A 16,707-nucleotide genomic window follows, 5' to 3' on the forward strand; every position below is an offset into this window, starting at 1 on the left:
GCGCCGCAGCTGCTCAAGGCTGCCCGGTAGCAGGGCCTGCGGCGGCGTCGGCTGCCACCATCTGTGCCACCGCCTGGCAGCGCGCCTCATGCACCATCGCGCCAATCTCGGCACCTTGGCGGCCGCTGCGGGCGGCGCGTTCTGCCACCTCCTTGGTGCTGACGGCCTGCGCGGCGGCCAGTAGGCGCAGCAGCTGCGCGCGTTGCGGGTAGGGCTTGTCTTGCAGGCCCAGCCGCCCCTGCGCATCGCACTGGCAGGCCAGCAGCGCCTGGCCAAAGCGTTCGGGTTTGCGAAAGGCGTCGCAGCGCTCGAGCAGGCGCACGACGGCAGCGGGCGCAATGCCCGGGCTGCGGTGGATATTGCCGTGTTCGGCGGCCACCACCAACGCCAGCTCGGCGCAGTCGCTGGGCACGCGCAGGCGCTGCTGCAGCTTGCGGGCCAGCTCCACACTGCGCTCCTCATGGCCGATATGGCGGGGCAGCACATCGGCCGGGGTCGTGCCCTTGCCCAGGTCATGCGCCAGGCAGGCCCAGCGCACGGGCAGCGCGGCGTCCAGCTCGGCGGCGCGGTCCAGCACCATCATCACGTGGATGCCGGTATCCACCTCGGGGTGGTAGTCGGCGCGCTGGGGCACGCCCCAGAGGCGGTCCAGCTCGGGCAGCAGGCGGGCGAGGGCGCCGCAGTCGCGCAGCACCTCGAACATGCGTGAGGGCCGGGCCTCCATCAGGCCGCGTGCCAGTTCCTGCCAGACGCGCTCGGGCACCAGCGCATCGACCTCGCCATCGGCGACCATCTGGCGCATCAGCGCAACCGTTTCCGGCGCGACGGAAAAATCCTGGAAGCGCGCCGCAAAGCGCGCCAGGCGCAGGATGCGCACCGGGTCTTCGCGGAAGGCGTCGGTCACATGGCGCAGCACCCGGGCCTGCAGATCGGCCTGGCCGCCATAGGGGTCGGTCACCGGGTCGCTGCCATTCCAGTTCACTGGCGCGGCCATGGCATTGATGGTCAGGTCACGCCGGGCCAAGTCCTGCTCCAGCGTCACATCGGGCGAGGTGGCGATGCTGAAACCCCGGTAGCCCCGGCCGGACTTGCGCTCGGTGCGGGCCAGCGCATATTCCTCATGCGTGCGCGGGTGCAGAAACACCGGGAAATCCTTGCCGACCGGCACAAAGCCCTGGGCCAGCATGGCCTCGGGCGTGGCACCCACCACCACCCAGTCGTGGTCATTCACCGGCAAACCCAAGAGGCGGTCCCGCACTGCGCCGCCGACCATGTAAGTTTTCATCGTGCGAGTTTACTTGCGTACCGGCTGCACATAGATGCCGCTGTCGTGCAGTTCGCCTTCGGCCGACTCGATGCGGGCCACCGCCTGCGGGCCAGCGCGGCTGACCAGCACTTCCAGCAGCGACTCGGACAGTGCCTGGGCGGCGGTGACCGAGGGGAAGAAGGACGGGCTGTTGACGGCAAACAGCAGGGTTTCATCGGCCGCCAGCGACAGGGGCGAGGCCAGGCTGTCGGTCAAGGCCAGCACCTTGCAGCCGCGCGCGCGGGCCAGCTCCACCGCATGCACGGTTTCCTGCGAGTAGGGGGCAAAGCTGATGGCGACCAGTGCATCGCCCGCATCGATGGCGCGCAGCTGCATCTCGCGCACGCCGCCCATGCCTTCGAGCAGGTGCACCGAGCGGCGGAACAAACGATAGACATAGACCAGCGAGAAGGCCACCGGAAAGCAGGCGCGCATGCCCATCACATGCACCTGGTCGGCCGTCTCCAGCAGCTGGGCGGCGGCGGTCAGGCGCGCTGCGCTGTGCTGCTCGGTCAGGTCCAGGTTGCTGCGCTGCATCGCAAACATCTCGGCGGTGAGCTGCTGGTCCTGCGCGCGGCCCAGCAGGCTGCGGGCGCGCTCGCCGTATGCGTTGGCCACTTCTCCGGTCAGGCCCATGTCGGCGGTCAGCGCCTGCTTGAACGGGTTCCAGCCCTCAAAACCACAGGTCTGGGCAAAGCGCACCAAGGTGGTGGGGGGCACCTGGGCATGCTGGCCCACGCTGCGCATCGATTGCGTCACCACCTCATTGGGGTGGTCGAGCACATAGCGCGCCACTTGCTGCAGCGACGGGCTCAGGGAGGCAAAGCGGTCTCGCAATTGGTCGATTACGCCCATGGCGGCGGGTCTTTCTTCAGATTGAGGGAAATCACGGGTAGCCATTGTGCGGCATGGATCATATGATCCGAAAAAAATAAAAAAGGAGCAAAAGTTCTAAAACGCCGCAAGGCATTGGCCGGTACCGACGGGGTGCCAGAGGATCATGGATATGCAAGGAAAAATGGATGTGAAGCGTGCGGTGGCTCTGGCTGCCCTGGTGTGTGCCTCTGCGGGCGCGATGGCGCAAAGCAGCAGCACGCTGGACAAGATCAAGAGCTCGGGCGCCATCACGCTGGGTTACCGCGAGGCCTCGTTCGGCTTCTCCTACCTGGACGCCAACCTCAAGCCGATCGGCTACAGCATCGATATCTGCGCGCATATTCTGGACGCGATCAAAGCCAAGCTGCAGTTGCCGGAGCTGAAGGTGAACTACCAGGCGGTCACCTCGGCCAACCGCATTCCGCTGGTGCAAAACGGCACCGTCGATCTGGAATGCGGCTCGACCACCAACCTGGTGGAGCGCCAAAAGCAGGTGGCCTTCTCGCCGGACATCTTCCGCTACAACGTGCGCATGCTGGTCAAGAAGAGCTCGGGCATCAAGGGCATTGCCGATCTGCAGGGCAAGTCGGTCGCCACCACCACCGGCACCACCTCGTTCCGCCTGCTGCGCCAGGCCGACCGGGCCAGCAAGCTCGACATCACCAATGTGCCGGGCAAGGACCACACCGAGTCCTTCCTGCTGGTGCAGGGCGACAAGGCCGCCGCCTTTGTACTGGACGACATCCTGCTGGCCGGCCAGATCGCCAACGCGCGTGACCCGCAGAACTACGAGATCGTTGGCGAGAGCCTGCGCACCGAGAACCAGGCGCTGATGCTGCGCAATGACGACCCGGCCTTCAAGCAGCTGGTGGACGAGACCGTCTCGGGCCTGATGCAATCGGGCGAGATGGAAAAGCTCTACCAGCGCTGGTTCATGTCACCGATTGCGCCCAAGGGCATCAATATCAACTACCCGCTGAACGCCGAAACGCGCGATGCCTTTGCCAACCCCTCGTCCAAAGGGATCTGAGCGCCGATTGCGCACAGCCCGCTGAACACCGGCAGCCAGGCAGCCACGCCGCAAAGTGACCAGGACCAGGGGCCAGCCCCTGGTCTTTGCTTTATTGCGGCACCAGGCCGGCGGCCTTGACCAGCTGCGCATGCAGGCTGATCTCCTGCGCAATGGTTTGCTGGAACTGCTCCGGCGTGGTGGGCGCCACTTCCATGCCCACGTCCTGCAGCTGCTGCCGGATGTCGTCGCGCAGCAAGATGGCCTGCACCTGGCGGTTGAGCGCATCGACGATGGGGCGCGGTGTGCGCGCCGGGGCCAGCAGGCCGATCCAGGTCTGCATCACCATGTCGGGGATACCGGCCTCGGCCATGGTCGGCACCTCGGCAATCAAGGGTGAGCGCTTGTCGCTCATCAGCGCCAGCGCGCTGAGCTTGCCGGACTTGAGGTGGGGCAGGGCCTCGGGCAGCGGCGCAAACAGCAGGTCCACATTGCCGCCCAGCATGTCGTTGATGGCGAGGGCACCGCCTTTGTAGGGCACATGCGTCATCTGCAGATGGCCCCGGGTCTCGAACATCAACGCTGCCAGGTGCTGGGGACTGCCTTCGCCCGAGCTGGCATAGGTCACGAGGGTCGGCTGGGCCTTGGCGGCGGCCAGCACGGCCGCGGCGTTGGGGAATTTCTTGCGGTCCTTGACCACTAGCACCATGGCCTGGTTGGCGAGCTTGGTGATGGGCGCAAAGTCGGCCTGCGGGTCATAGGGCAGGTCCTTGAAGATGCTTTTGTTGGTGGTCAAAAAGGACGCGGGCGAGGCCATCAAGGTGTAGCCATCGGGGCTGGCCTTGGCGACCACCGGCAGGCCAATGCGGCCGGAGGCGCCGGCGCGGTTGTCGACGATGAACGGCTGGCCGGTGCTGGCCTGCAGCTGCTGGCCCACCAGGCGCGCAATCATGTCCACACCGCCCCCCGCGGGCAGGGCCACCATCACTTTGACCGGGTGGTTGGGGTAGCTGGCGGTCTGCGCCTGGGCACTGAAGGCCAGGAGACCCAGCGCGGCGGCCAGGCTGAAAAAGCAGTGACGACGATGCATGATGAACACTCCTGAAAAATCAATGGCTGGGGGCCGGGGCGGGATCGCTGGCCTGCAGGTAGCGCGCCAGCCGCAGGCGGCTGATGGCGGCAATCTCGTTCAGCGCCAGTCGCAGCTCCATCGGCCGCGTGTGGCCCAGGCGCTGCTCGAACACAAGCAAGGCCGATGCCAGGCTGTGCTGGCGGATGCAGAGAATGAAGGGAAAGCCAAAGCGTTCGCGGTAGGCGCGGTTGAGGTCATCCCAGCGCTGGGCCTCGGCCGCCTGCAGCTGGCCCAGGCCCAGGCTGGCCTGCTCGTCGGTGGATGCGGCATTCATCGCCCCCTGCCGGGCCAGCGCGCCACCCAGCTCCGGGTGGCCGGCGTAAAAACGGATGCGCGCCGGTTCATCAAGCCCGGCGACTACGGCCAGCATGGCGCTGTGCAGGGCATCGGCGCTGGCAAAGGGGCGCAGCGCCACGGTCTGCGCCGCCACCCAGGGCGCATGCTCCCAGATGTCGGCCAGGGCCGCGCAGAAGTCGTCAGGGCTGCAATGGTTGAGGTGGTCGAGGCGTTGGGCAGGCGTCATGCAGGCCATGCTAGGCCTGCAGACCATTGCCGTCCATCATAGGTTTGGCAATGCTGCATACGAAAAATTAGTACAATCGCCGCATTCCGGAGGTCCCACCCGATGCGCCATTCGCTTGTCCCTACCGCTTTGCGCTATGCCGACCAGGTGGCCCGCTCGGGCTCGATCCAGAAAGCCGCGCGCGAGCTGCATGTGGCCGCATCGGCGATCAACCGCCAGATTCTGGCGCTGGAAGAAGAGCTGGGCGTGCCGCTGTTCGAGCGCATGCCCAGGGGCATGCGGCTGACGGCCTCGGGCGATGCGCTGATCACGATGGCCCGGCGTTGGCGCCAGGATGAGACCCGCATGGTGGCCGAGGTGCGGCGCATCCAGGGCATCCACCAGGGCCATGTGTCGCTGGTCGCGATGGACAGCCATGCCACCGGCGTGTTGCCCGCGCTGATCGAGGCACTCAATGCCCAGCACCCCCTGGTCAGCCTGTCGGTAGAGCTGAGCACCCCCGACGATGCCGAGACGGCGCTGATGACCGGCAAGGCCGACCTGGCCGCCATCTTCAACCTGGCGCCGCGCCGTGAGCTGCTGGTGCTGTGGCAAGCCCAGCTGCCGCTGGGCTGCGTTGTGGCGCCGGGCCATGCGCTGGCCGGTCGCAAGAGCGTCAGTTTCCAGGAGGCGACCGCCTATCCGATCGCACTGCAAAGCCGCGCCATCACCATCCGCCGCCTGCTGGAGGCGCAGTTCAGCTGGCTGTTTAAGGATGCGCGCGGCTTTGTCGAGAGCAATTCGCTGCAGCTGGTCAAACAGCTGGCGCTGGGCGGGCAGCGCCTGATCTTTACCTCGCAGCTCGATGTGGCCCCTGAGCTGGCGGCCGGTACGCTGGTGTTCATCCCCATCCGCGACCAGGGCGCCGAGCCCCAGAGCATCAGCGTGGCCGTCGATGCCACGCGCCCGCCAGGCCCGGTGGTCAAGCTGGTGGCCCAGCAGCTGAGCCAGGCTCTGCAGGCCAGCCTGGACCGGGCCCGCCAGCCAATTCCAGGCTTGGCCTGACGTCGGGCGAAGGCTGCGTAGCGGCCGCCCACAGCTTCCCAGCGCTTTGCACCAGCCGCACTTCCTCGCTATGCTGCTCGGTTGGCCCGATGGGCTGATTCGAAATAATACAAAGAGGGAGGGATTTATGTGGACAACCATGGGCGTGGTATTGGTGACCATCGCATTGACGTTTGTCGGTCTGTTTGTGCTGCTCAAGTTCGGCATTCGCTGGTATTTTTCGCGCATGCTTGGGCATGTGCAGGCGCTGGGTAGTGCGCAGCAAGGCGTGGCGGCTCGCATCACGATGCAGTTGGACAAGCTGCAGTTCAGCGACCCGCAGGTGCGCCGGGTGATGCAGGAGTTCAAGGCGCTGGGCTATGCATCGGCCGGGCGCTACACGATTGACGAAATGCCCGGTGTCAAGATCTGGGCGGGCACGCATTCGCAAAACGGCAGTCTGGCCCTGGTGCTGGAGCTGGCGGACCGCTACTTCTCCGCAGATGTGGTCCGTTTTTATGACAATGGTGCAGCGCTGGGCGCGGGCACCAACCCGGTGTTCCATGCCGAGCACTACCCCAGCCATGTGCAGTACCGCCAATTTCCACGCGATACGGCCATGCAGGACCTGGCCCAGTGGCTGGAGGCGCGGCCCTTGCAGTCTGCGGTGGTGGCGGCCACGCCCAGGAATCTGCGCCAGCTCAATGCGCGCATGTACGCGGAGATGATGGACTTTCAGCTGTCGCAGCCCATGCCCAGCCTGGAGGCCTGGAAGCGCATGGCTTTGCAGGATGCCGCCGCCTTGGGAAGTGCCCTGCCGACCTTGACCGAGCCGCAATGGCAGGCCGCCTACGATGCGCAAAGGCAGAGCCAGCAGACGGCCACCGAAGACGCCCTGCAGGACCATGTGCTGCGCAGCGGGCAGGTGTCTGCCGCGCAGTGGCAGGCGATGGCGCATGAGCTGGTCTATGTGCATGCGCTCCTCGGCGCAGAAGAGGTCGCAGAGCGCGCACTGCGGCGCAGCGCCTGGACGGCGGATGCGCCCCAGGTCGAAGCGCTGCTGCGCCAGAACCTGGCGCATGCCGAGCTGTTTGAAGCGATCCAGGGCCTGCTGCCCGAGGACGAGCGCTTTGTCTACCTGATCAGCATCGATGCGCCGCTGGATGCGCGGGTGTACCGGCCGCAAGCGCTCTGATTGCGAGGCGGCAGATGCCCGTGCTCTGGCACACCAAGGTGCCCGAAGCTGCGGACAGGTCGACGAAGCTTAGCGCTTAACGCTCTGCGCGGTAGGGCTCGTCCACTGCGACAAAGTCCTGCTCGGCCAGCGCCGCATCGATCCAGGCTTTGACGCCGGGCAACTGGTGCACGCGCTCGATATAGGCGGCGATCTCGCCAGGGATGGGCAGCTGGTAGGTCTTGAGGCGCGAGCACACCGGCGCGTAGTAGGCATCGGCAATGCTGAACTGGTCAAACAGCATGGGCCCGCCATGCTGGGCCAGCAGGTGGCTCCACATGCTGCACAGGCGCTCGACATTCTTGCGCACAGCGGCGTTGTCGCGCCAGACGATGCGGCCCACCTCGGCCAGGTCGGCCTCGATGTTCATCGGGCAGGCACTGCGCAGGGCGGTGAAGCCGCCATGCATCTCGGCGCAGATGCTGCGGGCGCTGGCGCGGGCTGCCTTGTCCTTGGGCCACAGCTGCTTGTCAGGGAATTGCTCCGCTGCATATTCGGCAATCGCCAGGCTGTCCCAAACGCTGATGTCGCCATCGCGCAGCAGCGGCACCGTGCCGGTGGGGCTGATGGCGGTCATCGTGCGCTTGAACTCGGACTGGCTGTCGAAACCGTCGAAGCGGACAAACTTCTCTTCAAAAGGAATGCCCGCCTGGCGCAGCAGCACCCAGGCGCGCATGGACCAGGAGGAATAATTTTTGTTGCCGATATAAAGCTGCAGCATGATCTCAACCGATTGATGAATGAAGGTATCGGGCCATTAATACCGTCTGCACGCGCCCCAAAATGGGCTCGCCAGCGGCTACGAATCGCCCAGTGGCCAGACCACGCCATTGTCATTGAGGATGGCATCGAGCGGCAGGTCATGCGCTTCGGGCTCGAAATCCTCGACAAAGCCATTCGTAAAGCCCAGGCCGACGGTGAAGGGGCGCGGCTCCAGCGCGGCCAGGGTGCGGTCATAAAAACCGCCGCCGTAACCCAGGCGGTAGCCGCCCGGACCATAGCCCACGCAGGGCACAAACAGCAAGGTGGGCACGACCAGCTCGGTATTTTGCGGCTTGGGGATGTCGTAGGCATCCATCTCCATCGGGCAGCCGGGGTACCAGGCGTGGAAGCTCAAGGTCTTGTGCTGCTTGTTCACCACCGGCAGCGCAATGCGGCGCAGCTTGGGCTCGTCCATCAGCGCACCGTCTTCCTTCCAGCGGTGCAGCGCTGGCAGCGGGTCGAACTCGCCCTTGATCGGCCAGTAGGCGCCGATCACCGCATCCTGGCGCTCCATCAGCCAAAAACGCAGGACTTGCTGGAGCTGTTCGGCGCGCTCCAGACGATCGGGCATATGCAGACGCTGTTCAATGAGCGCTTGGCGCACGGCTTTTTTATCCATTGCAAATATCCCTACAGAAACACGCTGGGTCAACCATTCTGACAGCCAAAAGTGACGCTCCCAGCAAATTGGGTACGGTGAAAACCAGGTACCTTTTTTACATATTGGGGCTGTTTCGGTAAGGGCATGTAAGAGGAAGCCTGGTATTGCAGCCTTTGGGACCGCGGGCACGCTGGGCGATGTGTATGATTTTAGGGATCAGCTGGGCGCCGCTCTATAGCGCCGCTGTCTCACAACCTGGATCGGCTATGCCTCGGAATGTTTTCACCCCCTTGATGGCGGCCTTGTTGGCCTGTAGCGCGCTGCCGCTGGCCGCCCAGACGATTTTGCAGGGCGCAACGGCCGCGCCCGCCTCGGTGCAGACGCCCGTGCAGCTGCAGTCCAGCCCCTCGGTCAGCAGCGGCATGGTCAACGACGATGTGATCGTCGACATGCAGCAGGCCTTTCGCAAGCGCGAGAAAAGCAAACTCACCCAGCTGCTGCCCGGCGCGCGCGGCCATGTGCTCGAGCCCTGGGCGGCGTACTGGGAGCTGCGCGCGCGCCTGAGCGAGGCCACGCAGGACGAAGTGCAGGCCTTTTTGACCCGCTGGGCCGGTACCTACCAGGAAGACCGGCTGCGCAACGACTGGCTGCGCCTCCTGGGCCAGCGCCGCGACTGGAGCAATTTCGATGCGATGTACCCGGCATTCCGCATGGGCGACGACCGCGAGCTGCGCTGCTACGCGGCGGTGATCGATCTGGCCAAGGGTGGCGAGCGCGAACCGCTGGCCAGCACGGTCAAGAGCAACTGGTATGCGCAGCGCGACTCGGAAGACGGCTGCAACCTGGCGGCCTCGGAGCTGTTCTCGGCCGGTGGCCTGCAGGCCGACGATATCTGGCGCAGAGCGCGCCAGACCATGGAAGCGGGGCGCCCGCGTGCCGCCCGCGCTGCGGTGGAGGTAGTGGCCCCGATGCAGCTGCCCGCCTTTGCGACCATGCTGCAGTCGCCCAGCAAGTTTTTGACGGCCCAGGCCAAGACGTCCTCCAAGGAGCAGCAGGAGCTGGCCACCTTGGCGCTGATCAAGATCGCCGCAGACAACCCCGATGGCGCCGCCACCTTGATGGAAGGCCGCTGGAACGAGCTGCTGACCCAGCCGCGCCGCGACTGGGTCTGGGGCGTCATCGGCAAGACGCAGGCCACGCGCCTGTCACCCGATGCGATGGCCAGCTTTGCCAAGGTGAGCAAGGACTCCCACCTGAGCGACGACCTGCTGGCCTGGAAGACGCGCGCGGCACTGCGCGCCGGCCAGTGGCAGCAGGTGCGCAAGAGCATCGAGGCGATGAGCGCCGAGGAGCGCGAAGACCCGACCTGGATGTACTGGCAGGCCAAGGCCTTGCAGGCGGGCCGCATCAGCGAGGCGCAGACCCAGCAGTCGCGCCAGCTGCTGCAAAAGATTGCCGGCACACAGGGCTTTTATGAGCAGCTGGCGCAGGAGGAGCTGGGCCAGCCCATCGTCATCCCGTCGCAGCCGGTGGCCATCGACGAGCAGGCGCGCCAGGCGGTGCGCAGCAGTGCGGGCCTGGCACGTGCGCTCTATGCGATCCAGCTGGGGCTGCGCAGCGAAGGGGTGCGCGAGTGGAACTACATGACCAACCTGCACCAGCGCGGCGGCATGGACGATGCCCAGCTGCTGGCCGCGGCCGAGCTGGCCTGCCAGCGCCAGATCTGGGACCGCTGCATCAACACCAGCGAGCGCACCAAGACCGTGGTCGATGTGGGCCAGCGCTACCCTATGCCGTTCAAGGAGGCCGTGGTGAACCGCTCGCGCGAGATTGGCCTGGACCCTGCGTATGTCTATGGTCTGATCCGCCAGGAAAGCCGTTTCATCATGGATGCGCGCTCGGGCGTCGGTGCCTCGGGTCTGATGCAGATTATGCCGGCCACCGCCCGCTGGACCGCCCGCAAGATCGGCATGACCGATTTCACACCGGCCAGCATCAATGACCGCGACACCAACATCACCCTGGGCACCGCCTACCTCAAACTCGCGCTGGATGATTTTGACGGCTCGATGGCGCTGGCGGCTGCCGGCTACAACGCAGGCCCCGGCCGGCCGCGCAACTGGCGCAATGGCCCGGTGCTGGACGGCGCCATCTGGGCCGAGAACGTGCCCTTTGCCGAGACGCGCGACTATGTCAAAAAGGTGCTTTCCAACACCACCAGCTATGCGGCGATTCTGACGGGCCAGCCCCAATCGCTGCGCGCACGCCTGGGCTCGGTGGGGCCCAAGCCCGAGGGCGAGCCGGATCTTTCCAAAGAGCTGCCCTGATCGGGCGGATGGTGACGTAAGCGCGCTTACTGGTTAACCAGCAGCGCGCCCTCACGCCGCGCGGCGCCTGAGCGCTCCAGGTCGGCCACCAACGATGCATGCCACTGCGCCAGGTCCTGGCCTGCAAAGTAGCGCTGGTGCAGCAAGCCGTAGTAGGGCGTGGCGGCCAGCCAGGCCTGCACTTGCACCAAGGGCAGCTGCTGCCATTCCAGCAGCTTGTACTTGAGCAGTACCTTGGCGGCATAGAGCGCATGGCGCTCGGGGCTTTGCACAAAGCGCTCCAGCCGCTGGCGGGCGGTGTGCAAGGCACTTCCCACATCGCTGAACGCACTGCCGTGGCCGGGCAGCACCAGGCGCGGCTGCAGGCGCTCGATCACATCCAGGGTGACGGCCACCTCGTCAAAGGCCGCCGTGCCTTCGATCTCCGGAAAGACCACGCCAAAGCCGCTTTCCCAGAGCGCGTCGGCCGAGATCAGGATGCCGGAGGCGGGCTCAAACAGAATCACCGAATGCGGGTCATGGCCGGGCGCGGCATGGATCTGCCAACGCTGCTCACCGAGCGTGATCTCTGTGCCCGGCTGCAGCAGCTCGTCCATCTGAAAGCGCGGGCAGTCCTGGCCGGTGGGGCGGTAGCTCAGCTGGTTCTCGTCCCAATCGGTGACCGCCTGCGCATGGCCGGGCGCAATGCTGGTGCGGGCCTGGGGCCAGCGCCGCTGCAAAGCGGCATTGCCGCCGCAGTGGTCGCTGTGCAAATGGGTGTTGACGATGCGCTGCAGCGGCGCGCCTTGCAGGCTGGCCTCGATGAGGCCCACGGTCTGCGCGGCATGGCTGCAGTAGCCGGTATCGACCACCGCCGTGGTGCCGCGCACAAACACCGTGTTGTTGGCCGACAGCCAGCCGCGCTCGATGAACTGGAGATCGGCGGGCAGCGAAGCGGTGGAGGCGGACATGGTGGCGCAGGCGAAGGGGCAAGACCGCCAGCCTAGCAGACGCGGCATGTCTGGCGCTGGCACCCAGGTGTCAGCGGGGCGTTTGCGGGCCGCTGCTGCCCAGCATGAAGGCCTGGCGGGCCTCTTGGGGCGCGGCCAGCGTGTCGGATTCGTCCTTGAGCTGCACGCCCGAGAGCTTGCGCTGGCGCGCCTGCTGCATCAGGTAGTGCAGCTTGTGGACGGCCTGCGCATAGCTCAGCCCCTGCTCGCGCACATTCGAGATGCAGTTGCGCGCCTCATCGGTCATGCCCGGGCGGGGCTGCCAGGTCATGTACAGGCCCATGCTGTCCGGGGAGCTCAGGCCCGGGCGCTCACCAATCAGCACCACCACCAGCGAGGCGCCCAGTGCCGCACCAATCTCGTCGCCCAGCGCCACCCGGGCATGGCGCACCACCGTGATCGGGCCGACGCGCCACTGCTCGGCCAGCGCCGGCAGCATCTGGCGCAGAAAAGGCAAGGCATTGCGCTCGATGGCCAGCGAGGAAAGCCCATCGGCGACGACAAACACCACATCGGCCTGGGCAGGGGGCAGGCCCTGGAGCAGAGCCCGCGACTCGGCGCTCAGGCGCCGGCCCAGATCCGGGCGCTGCAGGTAGGTGGGGCGGTCTTGGGCGGCGCTGTGCAGGCGCAGCACCGGCTGGGTGTGCAGCGCTTGTAGTTCGCCCGCGAGCGGGTCCATGTCAAGCTCGGTATGCACGGCCATGCGTGCCTGGGCATGGGCGAGGGCAAAGTCCAGGTGCGCGCGCGTGGGCAGGCTGGTGCCGGCGCGGCCCAACGCAATGCGGGCGCTGGTGAACTGGCGCAGGCGCTCCCAGGGGTTGGGGGTGACGGCGGCGCTCGCGGGCTCGGCTGGGTCGGGCAGGGCGGCTGGAGCAGAAGGGCGTGGGGACATGGGGAGCTTCAGTTGAGCTGGGCCAGCGCTTGCGAGAAAGGCGCGGGCAGGTCAGTGGCCAGGCGCAGGCCCGGGCCCGGGCCCGGGCCCGAGCCTGCGGCCTGGGCAATGCCCATGGTCTGCAGCCAGGCCTCGAACTCCGGCGTGGGCCGCAGGCCCAGGGTCTTGCGCAGGTAGAGCGCATCGTGGAAGGACGTGGTCTGGTAGTTCAGCATGATGTCGTCCGAGCCCGGAATGCCCATGATGAAATTGATGCCAGCCACGCCAAACAAGGTCAGCAGCACATCCATGTCGTTCTGGTCGGCCTGCGCATGGTTGGTGTAGCAGATGTCGCAGCCCATCGGCAGGCCCAGCAGCTTGCCGCAGAAATGGTCTTCGAGCCCGGCGCGGATGATCTGCTTGCCGTCGTAGAGGTACTCGGGGCCGATAAAGCCGACCACGGTGTTGACCAGCAGTGGCTCGAACTTGCGCGCCACCGCATAGGCGCGCGCCTCGCAGGTCTGCTGGTCCAATCCATGGTGGGCGCCGGCCGACAGCGCGCTGCCCTGGCCGGTCTCAAAGTACATGGCGTTGTTGCCGATGCTGCCGCGAGAGAGGCTCTGCGCCGCGTCATAGCCCTCTTGCAGCAGGGCCAGGTCCAGGCCAAAACTGCGGTTGGCAGCCTCGGTGCCGGCGATGGACTGGAACACCAGGTCCACCGGCACGCCCCGGCCAATGGCCTCGATGCTGGTGGTCACATGGGTGAGCACGCAGGACTGGGTGGGGATCTGGTACTGCTGGATCACCTCGTCGAGCATGAAGAGCAAGGTGCTGACGGCGGCGATGCTGTCGCTGGCCGGGTTAATGCCGATGACCGCGTCGCCATTGCCGTACATCAGGCCGTCGAGCAGGCTGGCAGCAATGCCCGAAGGGTCGTCGGTGGGGTGGTTGGGCTGCAGCCGGGTGGACATGCGGCCGGGCAGGCCGATGGTGTTGCGAAAGCGGGTGACCACGCGGCATTTCTGCGCGATCAAAATCAGGTCCTGGTTGCGGCAGAGCTTGGAGGTGGCGGCCACCATTTCCGGGGTCAGGCCGGGCGCCAGCGCGCGCAAGCTCGCCTCGTTGGCGGCATCGGACAGCAGCCAGTCGCGAAAGCCGCCCACCGTCAGGTGCGCCACCGGCGCAAAGGCGGCACGGTCATGGCTGTCGATGATCAGGCGGGTGACCTCGTCGCTCTCATAGGGCACCAGCGCCTCTTGCAGAAAGTGGGCGAGCGGCAGATCGGCCAGCGCCATCTGTGCGGCAACGCGCTCGGTGTCATGGCGGGCCGCAACGCCGGCCAGTTGGTCGCCCGAGCGGGCCGGTGTGGCCTTGGCCATCAGCTCGCGCAAGGAGGCAAACAGATGGCGCTCGGCGCCAACGGTATGGGAATAGGGCATGGTCGCAGCGCCTCCTCAAGGGGTTGTCTCGCCGGGGGCGTCGGCCACCAGGTGGTGGCGGCTGTACAGCGCAAAGTAGGCCACGAAGACAGCGTAAACGATGACCGCGCCGATGAGAACCCGGGGGTCCACCAGAAAGCCGGCCACGACGGCGATGCAGGCCAGTACCAGCGCGATGCCCGAGGTGAAGACGCCGCCGGGCGTGCGGTAGGCGCGCGGCAGGTTCGGCTCCTTGATGCGCAGCCAGATATGCGAGGCCATCATCATCACGTAGGAGATCGTGGCGCCAAACACGGCGACCAGGATCAGCAGATCGCCCTGGCCGGTCAGCGACAGCGCAAAGCCGATGGCGCCTGGCACCAGCAGCGCGAGGTACGGGGTCTTGCGCTGCGTGGTCAACGACAAACCCCGGGGCAGGTAGCCGGCGCGCGACATCGCAAACACCAGGCGCGAGTAGCCATAGATGATCGAGAAGAAGCTGGCAATGAGGCCGGCCAGGCCGACAAAGTTCACAAAGCGGCTGATCCAGGTGGGGCCACCCAGCACCTTGCTGGATTCGAGCGCCTCGACCAGCGGGTTGCCCGAGTTCATCAAGGCCGCAGCCCCCGCACCGCCTGGCGCCAGCACCAGGATCAGGCCGCAGATCAGCACCAGCACGGCGATGGCGCCGATCAGGCCGCGCGGCAGATCGCGGCGTGGGTCCTGCGCTTCTTCGGCGGCCAAGGGCACGCCTTCTACCGCGAGAAAGAACCAGATGCCATAGGGGATGCAGGCCCAGATACCGATGTAGCCAAAGGGCAGAAAGCTGCTGGCGCCCCAGGCGTCGGTAGGCGCAATGTCGAACAGGTTGCTGACCTGGAAATGCGGCACCATCGCGACGATGAAGACCACGAGCGCAACAACTGCCAGCGCGGTGACGGCAAAGATGAGGCGCAGGGCTTCACCCGCGCCATAGATGTGGATGCCCAGAAACACGGCATAAAAGCCCAGGTAGACCATCCAGCCATCGATGCCGAACAGCGACTGGCAGTAGGCGCCGATAAAGGTGGCAATCGCCGCCGGTGCAATCGCGTATTCCATCAGGATCGCCACGCCACACAGAAAACCGCCCCAGGGCCCAAAGGCGCGCCGGGCAAAGCCATAGCCGCCGCCGGCCGTGGGCGCGATGGTGGCGAGTTCAGCGAGCGCAAAGCACATGCAGGTGTACATCGTCGCCATCAGCGCCGAGGCGACCAGCAGACCGCCCCAGCCACCAGTCTTGAGGCCGAAGTTCCAGCCGGCATAGTCGCCCGAGATGACATAGGCCACGCCCAGGCCGACCAGCAGCAGCCAGCCGGCGGCACCGCGCTTGAGCTGGCGCTGTTCGAAATAGTTGCTTGGGTGCGCGGCGCTGGCGCCTGCGGGATTGGGGTGATGGGCCACGGCCTGCCTTGTTGTCTGTGGTGTCCCCGATGGTGGCAAGAATGGCGCGCACGCTCTATCCGATTTCGGCAAATCTGGCTAAGGGGAAGGCTGGGTTGACCTTGGTGCGCTTTTTGCATGACCATGCCTGTATGCCTAGCCACGCCATTGCGCCGCCATGTCCCTGAGCGCCCCTTGTCCATCGCCCGCGCTGAGCAGCTCCCGTGCTGAGCGCGGCGCAGCGGCGCGCGGCCCAGCGGTGCGCGGCCCGGCTGCGCAGGTGGCGCAGACCTGTGATGTCGATGAGCAGGCGGCCTTGCTGCAGGGCTGGAACCAGCGCTATGAGCAGCTGTCGGCCGGCAGCTTTGAGGGCCGGGTGACCAGCCTGCACCTGGGGCCCATCCAGGCCTGGCGCGAGTTCTCCAGCCAGGCGCTGCACCAGACCGGTGCCTTGCGCGCCGGGCAATTGGCCATCGGCCTGCCCAGCAGCATTCCGGGCAACACCATGTTCTGCAACCGCTCCTGCAGCGAGGGGCATGCGATTGTGTTCTCGGGCGATGGCCCGTTCGAGTTTGTCTCGCCCGGCGGCCTGGAGATCATCGATTTTGTCGTGGACCGGGGCAGCCTGGACCCCTATCTGACGGCCAGCGAACGCGAGCAGCTGCAGGCCCAGCTGGCGCAGCCGCATCTGCGGCCGGTCTCGGCCCATGAGCGCTGGCGCCTGCCGATTCTGCTGTCCGACATGCAGCAGTGCCTGGCCGATACCACGCCAGACGCCCTGCCGCCCCAGCAGCTCGACGAGATGGCCGGCGATGTGCTTGCCGCCATTGCTGCGGTGCTGCGCGATGGCGTGGGGAGCGAGGCCGATGAGCAGCTGTCCTACCAGCGGCGCGCGCATATCGTCAGCATGGCGCGGGAGCGGGTGGTAGCGACGGGCGCCGATGGCTCATTGACGGTCGAAGACCTGTGCCAGGCGCTGGCGGTGAGCCGCCGCGCCTTGCAGTACTCGTTCCAGGAAGTGCTGGGCATCTTGCCGCAAAGCTATCTGCGCGCCGTGCGCCTCAATGGTGCACGCCGCGCGATCAAGCAGGGCAGCAGCGTCTCGGACGCCGCGCTGGCCTGGGGCTTTTGGCACTTTGGCCGCTTTGCGCAGGAGTACAAGGCGCTGTTTGCCGAGCTGCCCTCCCATACCTGCAAGCGCTACCGCTGAGCGG

At 66.4% G+C, this 16,707-nt stretch carries 15 protein-coding genes; 5 read left to right on the forward strand and 10 right to left on the reverse strand.

Annotated features, from left to right (window positions below; all coding sequences use genetic code 11):
- Window positions 1–13 precede the first annotated feature (13 nt).
- Both N4T19_RS19335 and N4T19_RS19340 read right to left on the reverse strand, forming a co-directional pair.
- Window positions 14–1,285 (reverse strand): multifunctional CCA addition/repair protein, encoded by a 1,272-nt coding sequence (locus N4T19_RS19335; RefSeq protein WP_116926645.1) that lies wholly within the window; start codon window positions 1,283–1,285, stop codon window positions 14–16.
- Window positions 1,286–1,294: 9 nt separating this feature from the next.
- Window positions 1,295–2,161, reverse strand: a complete 867-nt coding sequence (locus tag N4T19_RS19340; protein ID WP_116926644.1) for a MurR/RpiR family transcriptional regulator — start codon at window positions 2,159–2,161, stop codon at window positions 1,295–1,297.
- Window positions 2,162–2,324: 163 nt separating this feature from the next.
- Between N4T19_RS19340 and N4T19_RS19345 the strand changes: the two genes are divergently transcribed.
- A complete protein-coding gene (locus N4T19_RS19345; RefSeq protein ID WP_165841213.1) occupies window positions 2,325–3,212 on the forward strand; it encodes an amino acid ABC transporter substrate-binding protein in 888 nt (295 codons plus the stop codon).
- Between the two features lie 91 nt (window positions 3,213–3,303).
- On the opposite strand, the gene N4T19_RS19350 is transcribed toward N4T19_RS19345, so the two are convergent.
- Both N4T19_RS19350 and uraD read right to left on the reverse strand, forming a co-directional pair.
- Window positions 3,304–4,281, reverse strand: a complete 978-nt coding sequence (locus tag N4T19_RS19350) for a Bug family tripartite tricarboxylate transporter substrate binding protein (protein ID WP_182344881.1) — start codon at window positions 4,279–4,281, stop codon at window positions 3,304–3,306.
- A 19-nt stretch (window positions 4,282–4,300) separates the two neighbouring features.
- Window positions 4,301–4,846, reverse strand: a complete 546-nt coding sequence (uraD, locus tag N4T19_RS19355) for a 2-oxo-4-hydroxy-4-carboxy-5-ureidoimidazoline decarboxylase (protein WP_260718795.1) — start codon at window positions 4,844–4,846, stop codon at window positions 4,301–4,303.
- A gap of 102 nt (window positions 4,847–4,948) precedes the next feature.
- On the opposite strand from uraD, the gene N4T19_RS19360 reads away from it, so the two are divergent.
- Both N4T19_RS19360 and N4T19_RS19365 read left to right on the forward strand, forming a co-directional pair.
- Window positions 4,949–5,890, forward strand: a complete 942-nt coding sequence (locus N4T19_RS19360) for a LysR family transcriptional regulator (protein ID WP_182344882.1) — start codon at window positions 4,949–4,951, stop codon at window positions 5,888–5,890.
- A 127-nt stretch (window positions 5,891–6,017) separates the two neighbouring features.
- Window positions 6,018–7,064, forward strand: a complete 1,047-nt coding sequence (locus tag N4T19_RS19365) for a hypothetical protein (protein WP_260718796.1) — start codon at window positions 6,018–6,020, stop codon at window positions 7,062–7,064.
- 76 nt (window positions 7,065–7,140) lie between these two features.
- Here the strand turns inward: N4T19_RS19365 and N4T19_RS19370 are convergent, their stop codons facing one another.
- Window positions 7,141–7,824 (reverse strand): glutathione S-transferase family protein, encoded by a 684-nt coding sequence (locus tag N4T19_RS19370; protein ID WP_182344884.1) that lies wholly within the window; start codon window positions 7,822–7,824, stop codon window positions 7,141–7,143.
- 78 nt (window positions 7,825–7,902) lie between these two features.
- Window positions 7,903–8,484: a 5-formyltetrahydrofolate cyclo-ligase gene (locus tag N4T19_RS19375; protein WP_260718797.1), complete on the reverse strand. Its 582-nt coding sequence runs from the start codon at window positions 8,482–8,484 to the stop codon at window positions 7,903–7,905.
- A gap of 404 nt (window positions 8,485–8,888) precedes the next feature.
- Here N4T19_RS19375 and N4T19_RS19380 point away from each other — a divergent pair, with 404 nt between their 5' ends.
- A complete protein-coding gene (locus N4T19_RS19380) occupies window positions 8,889–10,793 on the forward strand; it encodes a lytic transglycosylase domain-containing protein (protein ID WP_232539644.1) in 1,905 nt (634 codons plus the stop codon).
- 26 nt (window positions 10,794–10,819) lie between these two features.
- Here the strand turns inward: N4T19_RS19380 and N4T19_RS19385 are convergent, their stop codons facing one another.
- The 4 genes from N4T19_RS19385 to eat all read right to left on the reverse strand — a co-directional run bounded on the left by N4T19_RS19385 (window position 10,820) and on the right by eat (window position 15,514).
- Complete coding sequence (locus N4T19_RS19385) at window positions 10,820–11,743, reverse strand: MBL fold metallo-hydrolase (protein WP_182344885.1); 924 nt, start codon at window positions 11,741–11,743, stop codon at window positions 10,820–10,822.
- Between the two features lie 70 nt (window positions 11,744–11,813).
- On the reverse strand, window positions 11,814–12,674 hold the full coding sequence (gene eutC, locus N4T19_RS19390) for an ethanolamine ammonia-lyase subunit EutC (RefSeq protein WP_182344886.1): 861 nt from the start codon (window positions 12,672–12,674) through the stop codon (window positions 11,814–11,816).
- An 8-nt stretch (window positions 12,675–12,682) separates the two neighbouring features.
- Window positions 12,683–14,092, reverse strand: a complete 1,410-nt coding sequence (locus tag N4T19_RS19395; RefSeq protein WP_260718798.1) for an ethanolamine ammonia-lyase subunit EutB — start codon at window positions 14,090–14,092, stop codon at window positions 12,683–12,685.
- A gap of 15 nt (window positions 14,093–14,107) precedes the next feature.
- A complete protein-coding gene (eat, locus tag N4T19_RS19400) occupies window positions 14,108–15,514 on the reverse strand; it encodes an ethanolamine permease (RefSeq protein ID WP_260718799.1) in 1,407 nt (468 codons plus the stop codon).
- A gap of 157 nt (window positions 15,515–15,671) precedes the next feature.
- Between eat and N4T19_RS19405 the strand changes: the two genes are divergently transcribed.
- The gene (locus N4T19_RS19405) at window positions 15,672–16,703 is read left to right on the forward strand and encodes a helix-turn-helix domain-containing protein (protein ID WP_260718800.1); all 1,032 of its coding nucleotides are present in this window, start codon (window positions 15,672–15,674) and stop codon (window positions 16,701–16,703) included.
- Window positions 16,704–16,707: the final 4 nt, after the last annotated feature.

The organism is Comamonas squillarum (genome assembly GCF_025309455.1).
Classification (GTDB): domain Bacteria; phylum Pseudomonadota; class Gammaproteobacteria; order Burkholderiales; family Burkholderiaceae_C; genus Comamonas; species Comamonas squillarum.

What these genes read in the sequence shown, in the direction of transcription:
- N4T19_RS19335 (WP_116926645.1), bottom strand. Translation starts at nt 1,285, where the DNA reads ATGAAAACTTACATGGTCGGCGGCGCAGTGCGGGACCGCCTCTTGGGT.
- N4T19_RS19340 (WP_116926644.1), bottom strand. Translation starts at nt 2,161, where the DNA reads ATGGGCGTAATCGACCAATTGCGAGACCGCTTTGCCTCCCTGAGCCCG.
- N4T19_RS19345 (WP_165841213.1), top strand. Translation starts at nt 2,325, where the DNA reads ATGGATGTGAAGCGTGCGGTGGCTCTGGCTGCCCTGGTGTGTGCCTCT.
- N4T19_RS19350 (WP_182344881.1), bottom strand. Translation starts at nt 4,281, where the DNA reads ATGCATCGTCGTCACTGCTTTTTCAGCCTGGCCGCCGCGCTGGGTCTC.
- uraD (WP_260718795.1), bottom strand. Translation starts at nt 4,846, where the DNA reads ATGACGCCTGCCCAACGCCTCGACCACCTCAACCATTGCAGCCCTGAC.
- N4T19_RS19360 (WP_182344882.1), top strand. Translation starts at nt 4,949, where the DNA reads ATGCGCCATTCGCTTGTCCCTACCGCTTTGCGCTATGCCGACCAGGTG.
- N4T19_RS19365 (WP_260718796.1), top strand. Translation starts at nt 6,018, where the DNA reads ATGTGGACAACCATGGGCGTGGTATTGGTGACCATCGCATTGACGTTT.
- N4T19_RS19370 (WP_182344884.1), bottom strand. Translation starts at nt 7,824, where the DNA reads ATGCTGCAGCTTTATATCGGCAACAAAAATTATTCCTCCTGGTCCATG.
- N4T19_RS19375 (WP_260718797.1), bottom strand. Translation starts at nt 8,484, where the DNA reads ATGGATAAAAAAGCCGTGCGCCAAGCGCTCATTGAACAGCGTCTGCAT.
- N4T19_RS19380 (WP_232539644.1), top strand. Translation starts at nt 8,889, where the DNA reads ATGGTCAACGACGATGTGATCGTCGACATGCAGCAGGCCTTTCGCAAG.
- N4T19_RS19385 (WP_182344885.1), bottom strand. Translation starts at nt 11,743, where the DNA reads ATGTCCGCCTCCACCGCTTCGCTGCCCGCCGATCTCCAGTTCATCGAG.
- eutC (WP_182344886.1), bottom strand. Translation starts at nt 12,674, where the DNA reads ATGTCCCCACGCCCTTCTGCTCCAGCCGCCCTGCCCGACCCAGCCGAG.
- N4T19_RS19395 (WP_260718798.1), bottom strand. Translation starts at nt 14,092, where the DNA reads ATGCCCTATTCCCATACCGTTGGCGCCGAGCGCCATCTGTTTGCCTCC.
- N4T19_RS19405 (WP_260718800.1), top strand. Translation starts at nt 15,672, where the DNA reads ATGTCCCTGAGCGCCCCTTGTCCATCGCCCGCGCTGAGCAGCTCCCGT.